Genomic DNA, 12,118 nt, shown 5'->3' on the forward strand with positions numbered 1-12,118 from the left:
CTTCGCGTTCACCGCGCTGCCGCCTTTCTGTCGCCGCACCACGATTCCCCTGAGTGAATTCTGTGCCGCAGTGATCGTCCGGCGCATGCCGGAGCCGCCGCCCGGGTCCACGCGGGTGACACACAGGTGCCCTCGGCGGATGTCCGCCGAGGGCACCGCGCCTGCCTCCGGTACGGCTCAGGGCTGTACGGGCATGCTCCAGCAGTTGGAGCCGGCCGGCTTCCCGGAGAGGCGGTCGGTCAGCCAGGAGATGGCCTTGCCCTGGTCGGCGAGGAGCGGGGCGAAGTGGTTGAGCAGGCCGCTGCCGACGCCCGGCAGTACGACCGGGTCGTAGGTGACCTCCGCTCCCTTGTGGCACCAGTCCACGGCCAGCCGGCGGGACTGCTCGTGGGGGACCAGGTCGTCGCTGACGCCCGTGGCCACGCGGACCGGGCTGCCGGGCTTCAGCTTGCCGATGCGCTGCTCGTCGAGGAAGGCCCGCAGTGTCGGCTCGGCCCGGATGACGTCGCTGATCGACTGACCGGTCTTCGTCCAGTCGGTGCTGCTGTCGCCTCCGTACCCGAAGAGCGCGTCCCCGACGCACATGGTCGACAGGTCCTTCAGCGCCTCCTCGCCGGCCGCGCTGATGTACCGCTCGGCGATGGGCCGCAGCGACGGCTCGGTCTGCAGGAAACCGTTGAGCGACCAGCCCAGCGCGCCCGCCAGGTCGCCGCCGTCGATCGCCTCGGTGACCTCGGTCAGGTCGGCGGGCGGAGCGCCCGCGTAGGTGCCCGCCAGCTCGACGTCCGGGGCGTAGGACGGCTGGAGTTCGGCCGCGGCGGCCGTCGCCCCACCGCCCTGGCTGTACCCGAAGAGGCCGACCCGGGAGTCCGGGGTGACCGACGCCGAGTCGAGGGAACGCGCGGCGCGTACGGCGTCCAGTACGGCGTGGGCTCCGTCGACGCGGTTGACGTAGGTGTGCAGCCGGTCGGTGCTGCCGAGGCCGACGTAGTCGGTGACGACGACCGCGACGCCGCGCAGCAGCAGCCGGTAGACCGACAGGTCCTCGTATCCCACCGACACCGTCTCGCCGTTGAGCGTCAGCGGGTGCTCCAGGGCCATCGAGGCGGCGCACTGGTCGCCCTGGCCCATGGTGCCGGGCGCGAGGGCGACCAGGGGCCGCGGTCCGTCGCCGCGCCACTTCGCGGTCGGCTCGATGTAGGCGCCGGTCACGGCCACCGGTTCGCCGTTCGCGTCGGTGGACTTGTACATGAGCCGGGTCGCCCGCCCCGGAAGGGGGCCACCGAGACTGGGCAGGCTCAGCGCGAGACGCAGGGGTTCGCTGCGGACCAGCGCGCCGTCGGCGTCTGGCAGCGTCGCCGGCGGAGTGTAGAAGGGGGGTATCTCGACGCCGCGCGAGACCTCCGTGGCCGAACCGGTGGCCGAGCCGGTGGCCGCGGCGGCCGGGGCGGCCTGCGCGCCGAGGGCGAGAGCGACCGTGACGGCCGCGGCGAGCGTGCGTGGGCGTGCGGGCATGGCGAACCTCCTGGGGAAGGGCCGGAATCGTCGTCCGCGGTCCGGTGGGGCCGGGGCCGTGGTCGCGCTGCTCCTGTGGGGCTACGGGACCGTAACCGGACAGGGGTTACCGTGGGTAGCGCCATGCTTATTACGGTTCAGTAACTTGACACGCTGTCTCACAAGGAGCACGCCGGGGAACCAGGGCGTCCCCCACGCGGCATCGGTGATCGGCGGAGCCTGCCGGCCGAAGGGGTACGTCACCCGGTCGGCCTCGGCCTGGGTGAAGCCCGTCGGTTCGGTGCGGAACGCGCCGCCCCGGGAGCGGGCGGGCCGCACCGGGACGCGGTGCCGGCCCACCCGCTCCCGGGCGTCGAGGTCCACCACGGCGAGCCCGGTCTCGATGATCTCGCTCACCGCACCGGGCGGCGGTCGCCCGTCCCAGCAGGTGGCCTCCAGGTCGACGACGTTCAGCAGGCCGTCGTGGCCCCCGCCCGCGGCGCGTCGGTCCATCCCGGCACCGTACGGGGGCGCACGGTCACCGGCACCGGCTTTCGGCCCGGTGCGCCTATCGGCGGCTGCGGATCAGCAGGTACAGGAAGTACGGCGTACCGATGACCGCCGTCATGAGCCCCGCGCCGAGCTGGGCCGGGGCTATCACCGTGCGGCCGATCAGGTCGGCCGTGCACACGAGCGTGGCGCCGAGGAGAATCGCGACCGGCACGACCCGTACGTGCCGCCGGCCCACGAGAGCGCGGGCCGCGTGCGGGGCGACGAGCCCCACGAAGGCGATGGTGCCCGCACAGGCCACGGCCGCCGAGCTGAGTACGACGCTCAGCACCAGGAACCCGAGGCGTCCCCGCGCCACGCGCAGGCCGAGCAGCCGCGGCGTGTCCTCGTCCAGCGAGACCAGGTCCAGCTCGGTGCGCCGGGCGACGGCCACACCGATGCCGACGATCAGCGCGAGCGCGACCGGCACGACGTCCGGCATGGTCCGCCCGTAGGTGGAGCCGGACAGCCAGGTCAGCGCCTTCGTCGCGTTGAACGGGTCGGTGAGCACGATCAGCAGGCTGATCAGCGCCGTCGTCGCGGAGGCGACGCCGATACCGACCAGGACCAGCCGGTTCTGCTGGAAACCGCCCCGGGCGGCGAGCCCGAAGACGAGCACCGCGGTGACCGCGGAGCCCGCGAACGCCGCCCCGGCGATCCCCCACGTTCCGGCGGACGGCACGGTGGTCACCAGCAGTACTGCGCCCAGCGCGCCACCGCCGGAGACGCCCAGGACGGCGGGTTCCGCGAGCGGGTTGCGGGTCACGGCCTGCACCAGCGTGCCGGACAGGGCGAGCGCCGCGCCCGCGCAGAGCGCGGCGAGCACCCGGGGCACCCGCGTGTCCAGGACGAAGGAGACGGCCCGTCCGGCCCGCCCCTGCGCCCAGTTGACGACGTCACCGAGCAGCAGCTTGCTGTCGCCCACCAGTACGGCGGCGATCACGAGGCCGACCAGGACGGCCACCAGGACGGCCACGGTGACCAGGAACACCGTCCGGCTCGGGATGCGCAGCCGGTCCGGCGCGCCGGCCTTGGCCGTGTCCTTCAGCCGCAGCGCCATCACGACCAGGAACACGGCGCCGACCAGGCTGGTGACGACCCCCGTGGGCACCGCCACCGAGAGGTCGTCGTCGGTGAACGTCCGCAGCAGCACGTCCGAACCCAGCACCAGGGCCGCGCCGGTGAGCGCGGCCGCCGACATGGAGGCACCGGAGCGGACGAAGCCGCGGAAGCGGCGGGCCAGCGGGCGGACGAGGGCGGGCGCGCACAGGCCGACGAAGCCGATCGGCCCGGCGAGCGTGACCGCGGCGGCGGACAGCAGCGCCGCCAGGACGACGACCGTGACCCGGGTGGCCCGGACCGGGACGCCCAGCCCGCGCGCGGCGTCGTCGCCGAGCGCGAGGGCGTCCACCCGGCGGGCCGTCAGCAGCAGCCCGGCCAGCCCGACGACGGCGACGGGCAGCATCTGCAGGACGCCGTCGAAACCGTTCTGGGCGATGCTGCCCTGGTTCCACTGGTAGAGGCCGTCCGTCTGCTCGGGGAAGAGCAGGAGCAGCCCCTCCGTCATGGAGGTCAGACCCAGCATCAGCGCGGTGCCGGCGAGCACCAGCCGGACGGTGCCCGTGCCCAGGCCGGACAGGCCCAGCACGACGGCCGCCGCCGCCAGACCGCCGGCGAAGGCGACCCCGGAGGAGGCGATCATCGGCAGGGAGACGCCGGTGACGCCGAACAGTCCGAGCGCCAGGTAGGAACCGGCGTTCACCGCCAGGGTGTCGGGGGAGGCGAGCACGTTGCGGCTGACCGCCTGGAGCGCGGCGCCGGCCATGCCGAGGGCGGCACCGACCAGGAGGCCGGCGGTCATCCGGGGCAGCCGGGACGCGATCACGACGGACGCGTCGTCGGCGTCGGCCCGCCCGGTCAGGGCCTTGAACACCTCGGAAGGGCCGACGGCGGCGGTGCCCTGGGCGATGTCGACGACGGCCAGGACGGCGACGAGCAGGACGAGCCCGGCCGTCACCGCGGCCGCGCCCGACCGGGACGTGGGTGCCGTCGACGGACGGGCGGCGGATTCGGTTGCGGTGACGGCCATGACCCCGCTACTTCGTCAGCGCGCCGACGACGGCGTCGATGTACGCCTCCATCGACCCGGGACCACCGAACATCCAGATGCCGTCGTCCAGCCGGTGCACGTCGCCGGCCTTCACGAACGGCAGGGACTTCCACACCGAGTTCTTCGCCAGCGCGCCGGTGAAGGGGGTCGCGGCCGGGTCCTCGTCGTTGCCGATGTAGGCGAAGTGGGTGTCCTTCGGCAGGGCGGTCAGGCCCTCGACGTCGGAGGAGCCGAGACCGTAGGCCTCGTCGCCCTTCACCTTCCAGGCGTTCTTCAGACCGATCGCCTCGTTGACCTCACCGATCAGCGAGGTCGCGGTGTAGGGGCGGACCGAGACCTGGTTGGAGGTCACGTAGCCGTCGGCGAAGGCGATCTCCTTGTCGGCCATCCCGGCGTCGGCCAGGGCCTTCTTGCCCTCGGCGACCTTCGTCTCGAAGTTCGTGCGGATCGTCTCCGCCTTGTCCGTGGTGCCGGTGGCCTTGGCGATGAGGTCGACGTTGTCGAGCATCTGCCCGATCTGGTCGGTGCCGTCGGCGGACTTGACCTCCAGCACCGGGGCGACCTCGCGCAGCTGCTTCACGGCGGCGGGCGGCAGGTCCGTGGTGGCGACGATGAGGTCGGGGGCGAGGGACGCGACGGTGTCCATGCTCGGCTCGCCGCGCGTGCCGATGTCCTTGGGGTCGTTCTTCAGCGGGACCGAGGTGTCCCACGTCTTGTAGCCCTTGACGTCCGCGACACCGACCGGGTCGACACCCAGCGAGACGAGGCTCTCGACGGCGTTCCACTCGGTGGCGACGACCTTGGTGGCCGGGCCGTCGAGCTTCACCTCGGTGCCCTTGCCGTCCTTGAGGGTGATGGCTTCCGAGGCCGCCTTCTTCTCGGACTTGTCGGCGGCGGGCTCGGTGGTGCCGCAGGCGGCAAGGGTGAGCGCCGCGGCGGTGGTGGCCGTGGTGAGCAGGAGGCGTCTCATGAGGTGGTGCCGAGCCTTTCGGTTCGTATGTGGTGGCGGCCGATCGGGCGGGTGCGCAGCCGGCCGGTCAGGGGGTCGGTGTCGACGTCGATCCGGATGCCGTAGACGGCACTGAGGCGTTCCGGTGTCAGCACGTCCTCGGGCAGGCCGTCGGCGACGATCCGGCCCGCTTCGAGCAGCGTGATCCGGTCGGCGACGGCCGCCGCCTGGTCGAGGTCGTGCAGGACGACACCGACGGCGATCCCGTGGACGTCCGCCAGATCGCGGATGAGGTCGAGGAGTTCGACCTGGTAGCGCAGGTCGAGGTAGGTGGTCGGTTCGTCCAGCAGCAGTACGCCGGTCTCCTGGGCGAGGCAGCTCGCGAGCCAGACCCGCTGCAACTGCCCGCCGGACAGGTGGTCGGCGCCGCGGTCGGCGAGGGCGTCGACGCCGGTGAGCGCGAGCGCCCGGTCGACGGCGGCCGGACCGTCCGGATCCGGCCGCCCCCAGCGGCCCCGGTACGGATAACGGCCGAACTCGACGACGTCCCGCACGGTCAGCCCGCCCGGAGTCGGGCGCCCCTGCGTCAGCAGGGCGACGTACCGTGAGAACTCACGGGACGTCAGCGCCAGGCCGTCGGTGTCCCCGTCGATCCTCAGCGCGGCGCTACGGGCACGCTGCAGCCTGGCGACGGTCCGCAGCAGCGTCGACTTCCCGCTGCCGTTCGGACCCACCAGGACGGTCACTTCACCGGGCCTGAGCCTGACCGCGGCGCCGTGCACGACATCGACACCGTCGTACGACACGGTCACACCCGTCGCCGACAGCTCATGACCGCGCAGGCGCGGCGTACCGGCTGCGTCTTCACCGAATCTCACGTGGCGAAGGTTAGCCTAACCTAAAAAGTGCTGGTAGAGACGGGGCTCACACGGCGCCCGGGGCGACCGCCCCGTCCCCGCCGTCCGGGAGCGACAGCCGCGCTCAACTCACCTTCTGAGGCTGCGATTTCCACAGTCCCGCCCGGTTGAGGGACTGCGGGCAGTGAAGATAGATCTCGTCGATCTCCAGCAGCAGCGCCAGGTCCGGACGGCGGCCGTCCCGGGCCATCGCGTCGAAGAAGGGGGCGTCGGTGAGGAGGCGGGCCCGGCCGTTGATCCGCAGCACCTCCTTGCCGCCGGGGATCAGATAGAGCAGTCCGGCGTGCGGATTGTCCAGGATGTTGTGGAAGCTGTCCCCCCGCCGGTTCCCCGGCCGGTCCGGCAGGGCGACGGTGCCGGGGCCGAGCACGTGGGTGAAGCCCGGGGCGTCGCCACGCGGCGAGACGTCGCAGTTGCCCCGCGCGTCGGAGGTGGCCAGCAGGCAGAAGGGGGAGCGGGCCAGGATGTCCCGGTCCTCGTCCGTGAGCCGGCCGTGGACCTTGTCCATGACGATGGGCCAGGGCTCGCCCAGCAGTTCGCGCAGTTCCGCGCGCGAGCCGAGCTCTACCCAGCCCTCGTCGGTGACGGCGTCCGGCCGGTCTCCGGTCGCGTCGATCGTGTGCGGCAAGGCCGGCTCCCCAGGTATGTGCGTGTCGGAAGTGCGGGCTTCCGGCGGATGGTCGTACCTGGCACATTATCTGCCATTGGGTTCGCCCTCCCCGGTGCCCGACGGGGCCCGGAGCCCGGGCGGTGTGCGCGGCCTCAGAAGGCGTACCGGATGCGCAGCCAGGGTGCGTGGGCGGCGACGAGCGCACGGAGCCGCTCGACCGCCGCGGCCTTGACGCCGTTGCGGTAGCGCACGTTCAGCGCGCCGTTCTCCGAGCGCTTGGCCTGCTGGAGCTCCGGCCGCCACAGCACCTCCTCGGCGCGCGGGTGCCAGCCCAGATTCACCTCGTGCAGGTCCCGGTTGTGGGTCAGCATGATCACCTCGGCGGCGGCCTGCCGCTTGACCCGGTCCGGCAGGACGTCGTCGAGGCGCCGCAGCAGCTCCGCCCACGCCTCCTCCCAGCCCGGCCGCACCACCACGGGGGAGAGGTTGAAGTGGACTTCGTAACCGGCGTCCAGGAAGTCCCCGGCCGCGGCGATGCGCTCGGCGACCGGGGAGGTGCGCACGTCCAGCAGCCGGGAGTCTTCCGGCGGCATCACGGAGAAGCGGATCCGGGTCCGGCCGCGCGGGTCGAGGGCGAGCAGGTCCGGGTTGACGAACTTGGTGGCGAAGGAGGCCTTGGCCGTCGGCCACTGGCGAAAGGCGTGCACCAGGTCCGCGGTGTTGTCGCAGATCAGGGCGTCCACCGAGCAGTCGCCGTTCTCGCCGACGTCGTAGACCCAGGCCTTTGGGTCGCACTGGTTGGGCTCGGACTTGGGCCCCTGCCGGGCGATGTGCCGGCCGAGGTGGGCGATGATCCGGTCCGTGTTGGTGAAGACGGTGACCGGGTTGGCGTATCCCTTGCGACGCGGCACATAGCAGTAGGCACAGGCCATGGCGCAGCCGTTGGAGGCGCCGGGGGCGATCCAGTCCGCGGACCGGCCGTTGGGACGGGTGGTCAGCGTCTTGCGCTCACCCAGGACGAGCGTCTCGCCCTTGACGCGCACCCAGCGATCGACGTTGCCCTCGTTGCCGTACAGGCCGGGGATGCGCCAGTGGGAGTCGACCTCGACGACGCGGGCCCCGGGGAACCGGGCGATCACCTGCCGGCCGCGTTCGGAGGCGGCCGCCGCCGGCTCGGCGTGGATCTCCCGCACCGGCAGCAGACGACGGGCGGCGGGGGAGTCCCGGAAGAGTGGTCCGGCGACCGGCCGCGGGGCCGGCGGGCCGGGCGCCAGGGCGTCGAGACCGAAGAGCGTGCCGGAGCCGTCGTCCGGTGCGGTGGACGGGTCGTGCATGAGGGCTCCGGTACGAGGGGGCGGGGCGGACCGGCCCCGGATTCGGTGTGCCGCGGACGGTCCCGTCCCTCCACTGTACGAAGCGCGCGGTGCCTTCGGCCGTGTCACGCACCCCGTCGGGGGCATACGCGTGACACGGCACCGCTCCGGTGCCCCCGATCCGAAGGGATGTACACCGTGCTCGCCATCATCGCGGCGGTCCTGTTCCTCATCGCCTGGCTGATCAACGCGGCGGAGATCTCGACCAACGACATCTTCACCTCCACCAACGTCATGCTTGTCGGCCTGGCACTGCTGGCCCTGCACGTCGCCGGGATCGGCAGCGGCTGGGCGACGCGCGGACGCCGCCGCTGAACCGCCGCCCCGGGCCCCTCCCGGTCAGGGGATACGCGCCACGCCCGCGTAGATACCGCTCTCCTCGGGCGCGGGCGGCTTCTGGCCGGCGCCGTACCACTCGGTGGCCGTGACCAGGCCGGGCGGTGCCGGCTCCAGCCCGTCGAAGAAGCGTGCCACCTCCGCGCGGGTGCGGAAGCCGAGCCGGATGCCGCCCTTGGCGTACTGGGCGATCACCTGCTCGGCCAGCTCCGGGAAGAGGTCGATCGCGGCGTGCGTGAGGACCAGGTGGCTGCCCGACGGGAGGGCCCCGACCAGGTGGCGGACGATGCCGTGGGCGTCCTGCTCGTCCGGGACGAAGTGCATCAGGGCGATCAGCGACAGGGCGATCGGCCGGTCGAAGTCCAGGATCTCCCGGGCGTGCCGCACGATCCCGTCCGGCTCCCGGACATCGGCCTGGATGTAGTCCGTGGCCCCCTCGGGACTGCTGACCAGCAGGGCCTCCGCGTGGCGCAGGACGATCGGATCGTTGTCCGCGTAGACGACCCTGGCCGTCGGCACCGTCCGCTGGACGATCCGGTGGAGGTTGGGCTCCGTCGGGATACCGGTGCCGATGTCCAGGAACTGGTCGACGCCCCGAGCGGCGAGAGACGCCACCGCACGGTTCATGAACGCGCGGTTCTGCCGCGCCGCGTCCCGCGCCTGGGGCGGCAGTGTCTCGCCCACCGCCTCGTCGACGGGGTAGTTGTCCTTGCCGCCCAGCAGCCAGTCGTAGACACGCGCCGGGTGGGCCCGGCCGGTGTCGATGTGGGGAGGCTGGGAATGGTCCGTCGTCATGGCAGGCTCCGTGCTCCGGGAGGTGACGCTCCGCCGCGGTCTCCGATCATCGTACTGCTCCGCGCGTCGTGCCATGTGCCGTACGGACACCGGGAGTTGCCGCTCTCTCCGCGCAGGTCATCCGGCGCCGGGGCGCAGGGTGCGGGGCGGGCGGTAGGTCCACTCCCGGTCGGCGTCGGTGATCTCGCGTACGATCCGCGCCGGAGTCCCGGCGACGACCACCATGGGCGGCACGTGCGCCGTCACCACGCTGCCCGCGCCGACCACCGAGCCCCGGCCGACGGTGATCCCCGGCATGATCAGCGCCCCCGCCCCGATCCACACGTCGTCCTCGACGCGTACCGGCGCCGAGAACTGCGTACCGTCCCCGCGCAGCTCCGGGTGGACGGGGTGTCCGGTGGTGCTGATGGTCACGTGCGGGGCGAACATCACCCGGTCCCCGACGAAGACCTCGACGTCGTCGACGAGGGTGAGTCCGAAGTTGACGTACACGTCGTCGCCGAGGTGCACACGGTTGCCGTAGGCCACGTGCAGCGGAGGCTCGATCCACACTCCGGTGCCCACGGAGCCGAGCATCTCCTTCAGGATCGTCCGGCGGCCCTCCTCGTCCCGGGCTCCGGTCCGGTTGTAGGCGTCGGCCAGCTCCTTGCCCCGAAGCCGTTCCTCCGCCAGGGCCTTTAGGCCCGGCGCTCCGTCCGAGTAGAGCTCTCGCGCCGCCATCCTGCGGCGGACCTCGGTCTCGCGCGGATCGGTCGTCATGTGGCCTCCTTCAGCCGGCGTGTGTGCGGGTTCCGCCCGCACCGCCCCGGGACCGGTGCGGTGCGGGCGGAACCCGTGGATGTGGTGGCGGTCGTCAGCCGGTGTTCGCGGCGGACACGTCCGTCACGGTCCAGCGCTGGTTGGCGCCGGAGTTGGGCGGCCACGTCGTGACGGCCGCGCCCTCGTGCGTCGCCTGGCCGCCTACTTCGAGCAGGCGCCCGGTGGCCGCGTTGACCAGGGTCCAGGTGCCGTCACCGGTGGTCGACATGATCCACTCGGCGGCCTTGTCGCGCTTGCCGGTGTCGGGCTCGGCCACCGGGACGTCGTCGCGTACGGCCAGCCGCGTGCCGCCGGCGGGATCGGTGAAGACATAGCGGTCGCGTACACCGCTGTCGTGGCGCACCGCGCCGAGCCGCCACCGCTGGGCGCTCGTGCCGGCCTCGCCGCCGAGGACGAGGTCCGTGCCGCCCGCCGCGACGGTGACGGCCTTGCCGCTCTGCACACCGGTCAGCGTGTAGGTGTGGCCCTTGCGCAGCGGGGCGGCGTCCTTCGCGACGCCGGAGACGCCCTTGATCTCGAAGGAGGTCACGGACTCGGCGGGCACGGTGAAGGTGGCCGCGCGGTCGCTCACCCTGATCGGGGCCCGCTGGTCGAGCTTGCCGTCGGCGCTGGTCACGACCGGGGTGACGGTGGCGCCCCGGCGTACGTCGCGGAACTTCGACAGGTCGACGGTGACCGTGCGGGCCTCGGTGGCGCGGTTGACGTGGACGAGCGAGGCGCCCTTGCCGTCGCGGGTGACGGCGGCGGCGCTGGAGGTGTCGTCCGTCTTGATCAGCCGGTCCCCGGGCTGGATGAAGTGGGTGAAGTTGCGGGCGGTGTCGAACTTGGTGTTGGTCCGGATCGGGCAGGTCTCGAGGGTGTCCTCGGCGGTGCAGTCGAACGGGAGCTGGATGCTGCCCCAGTTGCCGCCCCCGGCGGATTCGCCGCCGGGCTTCATGTTGTCGTAGTCCTCGACGGGCTGCCAGAACACCCAGGCACGGGGCTCCAGTTCACGCAGGTCGTCGACGATCTGCTGGGCGAGGCCGAGGCCGGGCCGCATGTCCTCGAAGTCCTGTCCGTCGCCCCAGTCGCCGCCGACCTCGCTCATCCACAGCGGTTTGTCCGCGGCCTTGGACAGGTCCCGCACGGTGGTGCGCTGCCCGGTGCCGTAGGTGTGGACGTTCATCTGGTCGACGAGGTCGCGGTCGGCCTGGGAGTAGGCGTTCCAGTTCGTCGCGAAGGTACCCGGGTTGGTCTCGTCCATCGCCGAGATGTCCGCCTTGACCTTCGCCTTCCTCAGCGCGGGAGCCAGAGCGCGCAGGACCTCGCGCTGGAGCTCGGGGCCCATGTGGGCCCCTTCCTGCCGGCCGCCGACGGGCTCGCCGTCCGCGCCCAGCCGGGTGCCCCAGTAGGGGGTGTTGGGCTCGTTGAACGGGTCGACGGTGTCGACCTCGATGCCCTCGGCCCGCTCCAGCCGCTTCGTCGCCCCCGCCACGTAGGCAGCGAAGTCCTCGACCGAATCGGACCTCAGCTGGTCGGCGGAGGAGTCGAAGCCGCCGGAGACGTAGCCGCTGACGGTCATGAACCAGGGCGGGGAGTTGCTGAACGTCTCCCAGTGGTCGATGTCGTCCTTGATGCGTTCCACCCACCAGCGCTGGGTGGCGTCGGCGTCCTCGTTCCAGTCGGCCGGGTCGTCGGCGCTCCACCAGTCGGTGTCCTCGCGCGTGGTGCCCGCGGGGGCCTGCCACCAGCCCTCGACGGCGCCGCCGGCGCGCAGGTAGTCCTCGACGTCCGGTGCGTTGCCGCCGCCGATGTTGTAGCGCGCGATGTTCAGCCCCAGGCCGTCGTCGCCGAAGAGGAGCCGGGCCAGCTTCTCGCGGATCTCGGGCGGGTAGTCGCCGGTGGCGTTGGCGAACCAGACCAGACTGGTGCCCCAGCCCTCGAACCTCTCCTGCTGGTACGACGGGTCAGGCCGCACGGTGACGGAGGCGGCGGCCGCCGTGACCGGTTCGGCCTGCGCGGGGACGCTGATCAGGGCGGCCCCCGTGGCCAGGGCGGTCAGGACGGCGCCTGTGAGGAGGTGTCTGCTGCGGGTACGGCGTGCCAACGTGTGCTCCCAACTGAGAGGTGTGGTCGCTGCGGTGGCCCCTTCGCCCCGGTCCGGGCGGAAGGGGGTGGCCCCGGAGC

Annotated in this window: 10 protein-coding genes and 1 pseudogene; 1 reads left to right on the forward strand and 10 read right to left on the reverse strand. The window is 72.5% G+C overall.

What is annotated here, in order from left to right; translation table 11 throughout:
- Positions 1 to 177: 177 nt before the first annotated feature.
- The 7 genes and pseudogenes from ACH4NX_RS05205 to ACH4NX_RS05235 form a co-directional block, all read right to left on the reverse strand.
- On the reverse strand, positions 178 to 1,515 hold the full coding sequence (locus ACH4NX_RS05205) for a lipase family protein (RefSeq protein ID WP_351400148.1): 1,338 nt from the start codon (positions 1,513 to 1,515) through the stop codon (positions 178 to 180).
- Positions 1,516 to 1,761: 246 nt separating this feature from the next.
- A pseudogene (locus ACH4NX_RS05210) lies at positions 1,762 to 2,007 on the reverse strand (DNA polymerase III); the annotation flags it as partial.
- A gap of 55 nt (positions 2,008 to 2,062) precedes the next feature.
- Complete coding sequence (locus ACH4NX_RS05215) at positions 2,063 to 4,132, reverse strand: iron ABC transporter permease (protein ID WP_351400147.1); 2,070 nt, start codon at positions 4,130 to 4,132, stop codon at positions 2,063 to 2,065.
- A gap of 7 nt (positions 4,133 to 4,139) precedes the next feature.
- Positions 4,140 to 5,123: an ABC transporter substrate-binding protein gene (locus ACH4NX_RS05220; RefSeq protein WP_398126940.1), complete on the reverse strand. Its 984-nt coding sequence runs from the start codon at positions 5,121 to 5,123 to the stop codon at positions 4,140 to 4,142.
- Positions 5,120 to 5,980, reverse strand: coding sequence for an ABC transporter ATP-binding protein (locus ACH4NX_RS05225; RefSeq protein ID WP_398126939.1), 861 nt, complete (start codon positions 5,978 to 5,980; stop codon positions 5,120 to 5,122). Before ACH4NX_RS05225 ends, ACH4NX_RS05220 begins: the two co-directional genes overlap by 4 nt.
- A 103-nt stretch (positions 5,981 to 6,083) precedes the next feature.
- Complete coding sequence (locus ACH4NX_RS05230) at positions 6,084 to 6,647, reverse strand: MSMEG_1061 family FMN-dependent PPOX-type flavoprotein (protein ID WP_398126938.1); 564 nt, start codon at positions 6,645 to 6,647, stop codon at positions 6,084 to 6,086.
- Positions 6,648 to 6,781: 134 nt separating this feature from the next.
- Positions 6,782 to 7,963 (reverse strand): spore photoproduct lyase family protein, encoded by a 1,182-nt coding sequence (locus ACH4NX_RS05235; RefSeq protein ID WP_398126937.1) that lies wholly within the window; start codon positions 7,961 to 7,963, stop codon positions 6,782 to 6,784.
- A gap of 168 nt (positions 7,964 to 8,131) precedes the next feature.
- Between ACH4NX_RS05235 and ACH4NX_RS05240 the strand changes: the two genes are divergently transcribed.
- Complete coding sequence (locus ACH4NX_RS05240) at positions 8,132 to 8,317, forward strand: hypothetical protein (protein ID WP_351400141.1); 186 nt, start codon at positions 8,132 to 8,134, stop codon at positions 8,315 to 8,317.
- Positions 8,318 to 8,341: 24 nt separating this feature from the next.
- Here the strand turns inward: ACH4NX_RS05240 and ACH4NX_RS05245 are convergent, their stop codons facing one another.
- The 3 genes from ACH4NX_RS05245 to ACH4NX_RS05255 all read right to left on the reverse strand — a co-directional run bounded on the left by ACH4NX_RS05245 (position 8,342) and on the right by ACH4NX_RS05255 (position 12,038).
- Positions 8,342 to 9,133, reverse strand: a complete 792-nt coding sequence (locus tag ACH4NX_RS05245) for an SAM-dependent methyltransferase (protein WP_351400139.1) — start codon at positions 9,131 to 9,133, stop codon at positions 8,342 to 8,344.
- 117 nt (positions 9,134 to 9,250) lie between these two features.
- Entirely contained in the window at positions 9,251 to 9,892 is a 642-nt protein-coding gene (locus ACH4NX_RS05250; protein ID WP_398126936.1) for a sugar O-acetyltransferase, read from the reverse strand.
- A gap of 94 nt (positions 9,893 to 9,986) precedes the next feature.
- On the reverse strand, positions 9,987 to 12,038 hold the full coding sequence (locus tag ACH4NX_RS05255) for an RICIN domain-containing protein (protein ID WP_398126935.1): 2,052 nt from the start codon (positions 12,036 to 12,038) through the stop codon (positions 9,987 to 9,989).
- Positions 12,039 to 12,118: the final 80 nt, after the last annotated feature.

Source organism: Streptomyces sp. NPDC017225 (assembly GCF_044331465.1).
GTDB lineage: Bacteria > Actinomycetota > Actinomycetes > Streptomycetales > Streptomycetaceae > Streptomyces.

Excerpts from the sequence above, each read along its gene's own strand:
- ACH4NX_RS05205 (WP_351400148.1), bottom strand. The coding sequence starts at position 1,515 with ATGCCCGCACGCCCACGCACGCTCGCCGCGGCCGTCACGGTCGCTCTC.
- ACH4NX_RS05215 (WP_351400147.1), bottom strand. The coding sequence starts at position 4,132 with ATGGCCGTCACCGCAACCGAATCCGCCGCCCGTCCGTCGACGGCACCC.
- ACH4NX_RS05220 (WP_398126940.1), bottom strand. The coding sequence starts at position 5,123 with ATGAGACGCCTCCTGCTCACCACGGCCACCACCGCCGCGGCGCTCACC.
- ACH4NX_RS05235 (WP_398126937.1), bottom strand. The coding sequence starts at position 7,963 with ATGCACGACCCGTCCACCGCACCGGACGACGGCTCCGGCACGCTCTTC.
- ACH4NX_RS05240 (WP_351400141.1), top strand. The coding sequence starts at position 8,132 with ATGTACACCGTGCTCGCCATCATCGCGGCGGTCCTGTTCCTCATCGCC.
- ACH4NX_RS05245 (WP_351400139.1), bottom strand. The coding sequence starts at position 9,133 with ATGACGACGGACCATTCCCAGCCTCCCCACATCGACACCGGCCGGGCC.
- ACH4NX_RS05250 (WP_398126936.1), bottom strand. The coding sequence starts at position 9,892 with ATGACGACCGATCCGCGCGAGACCGAGGTCCGCCGCAGGATGGCGGCG.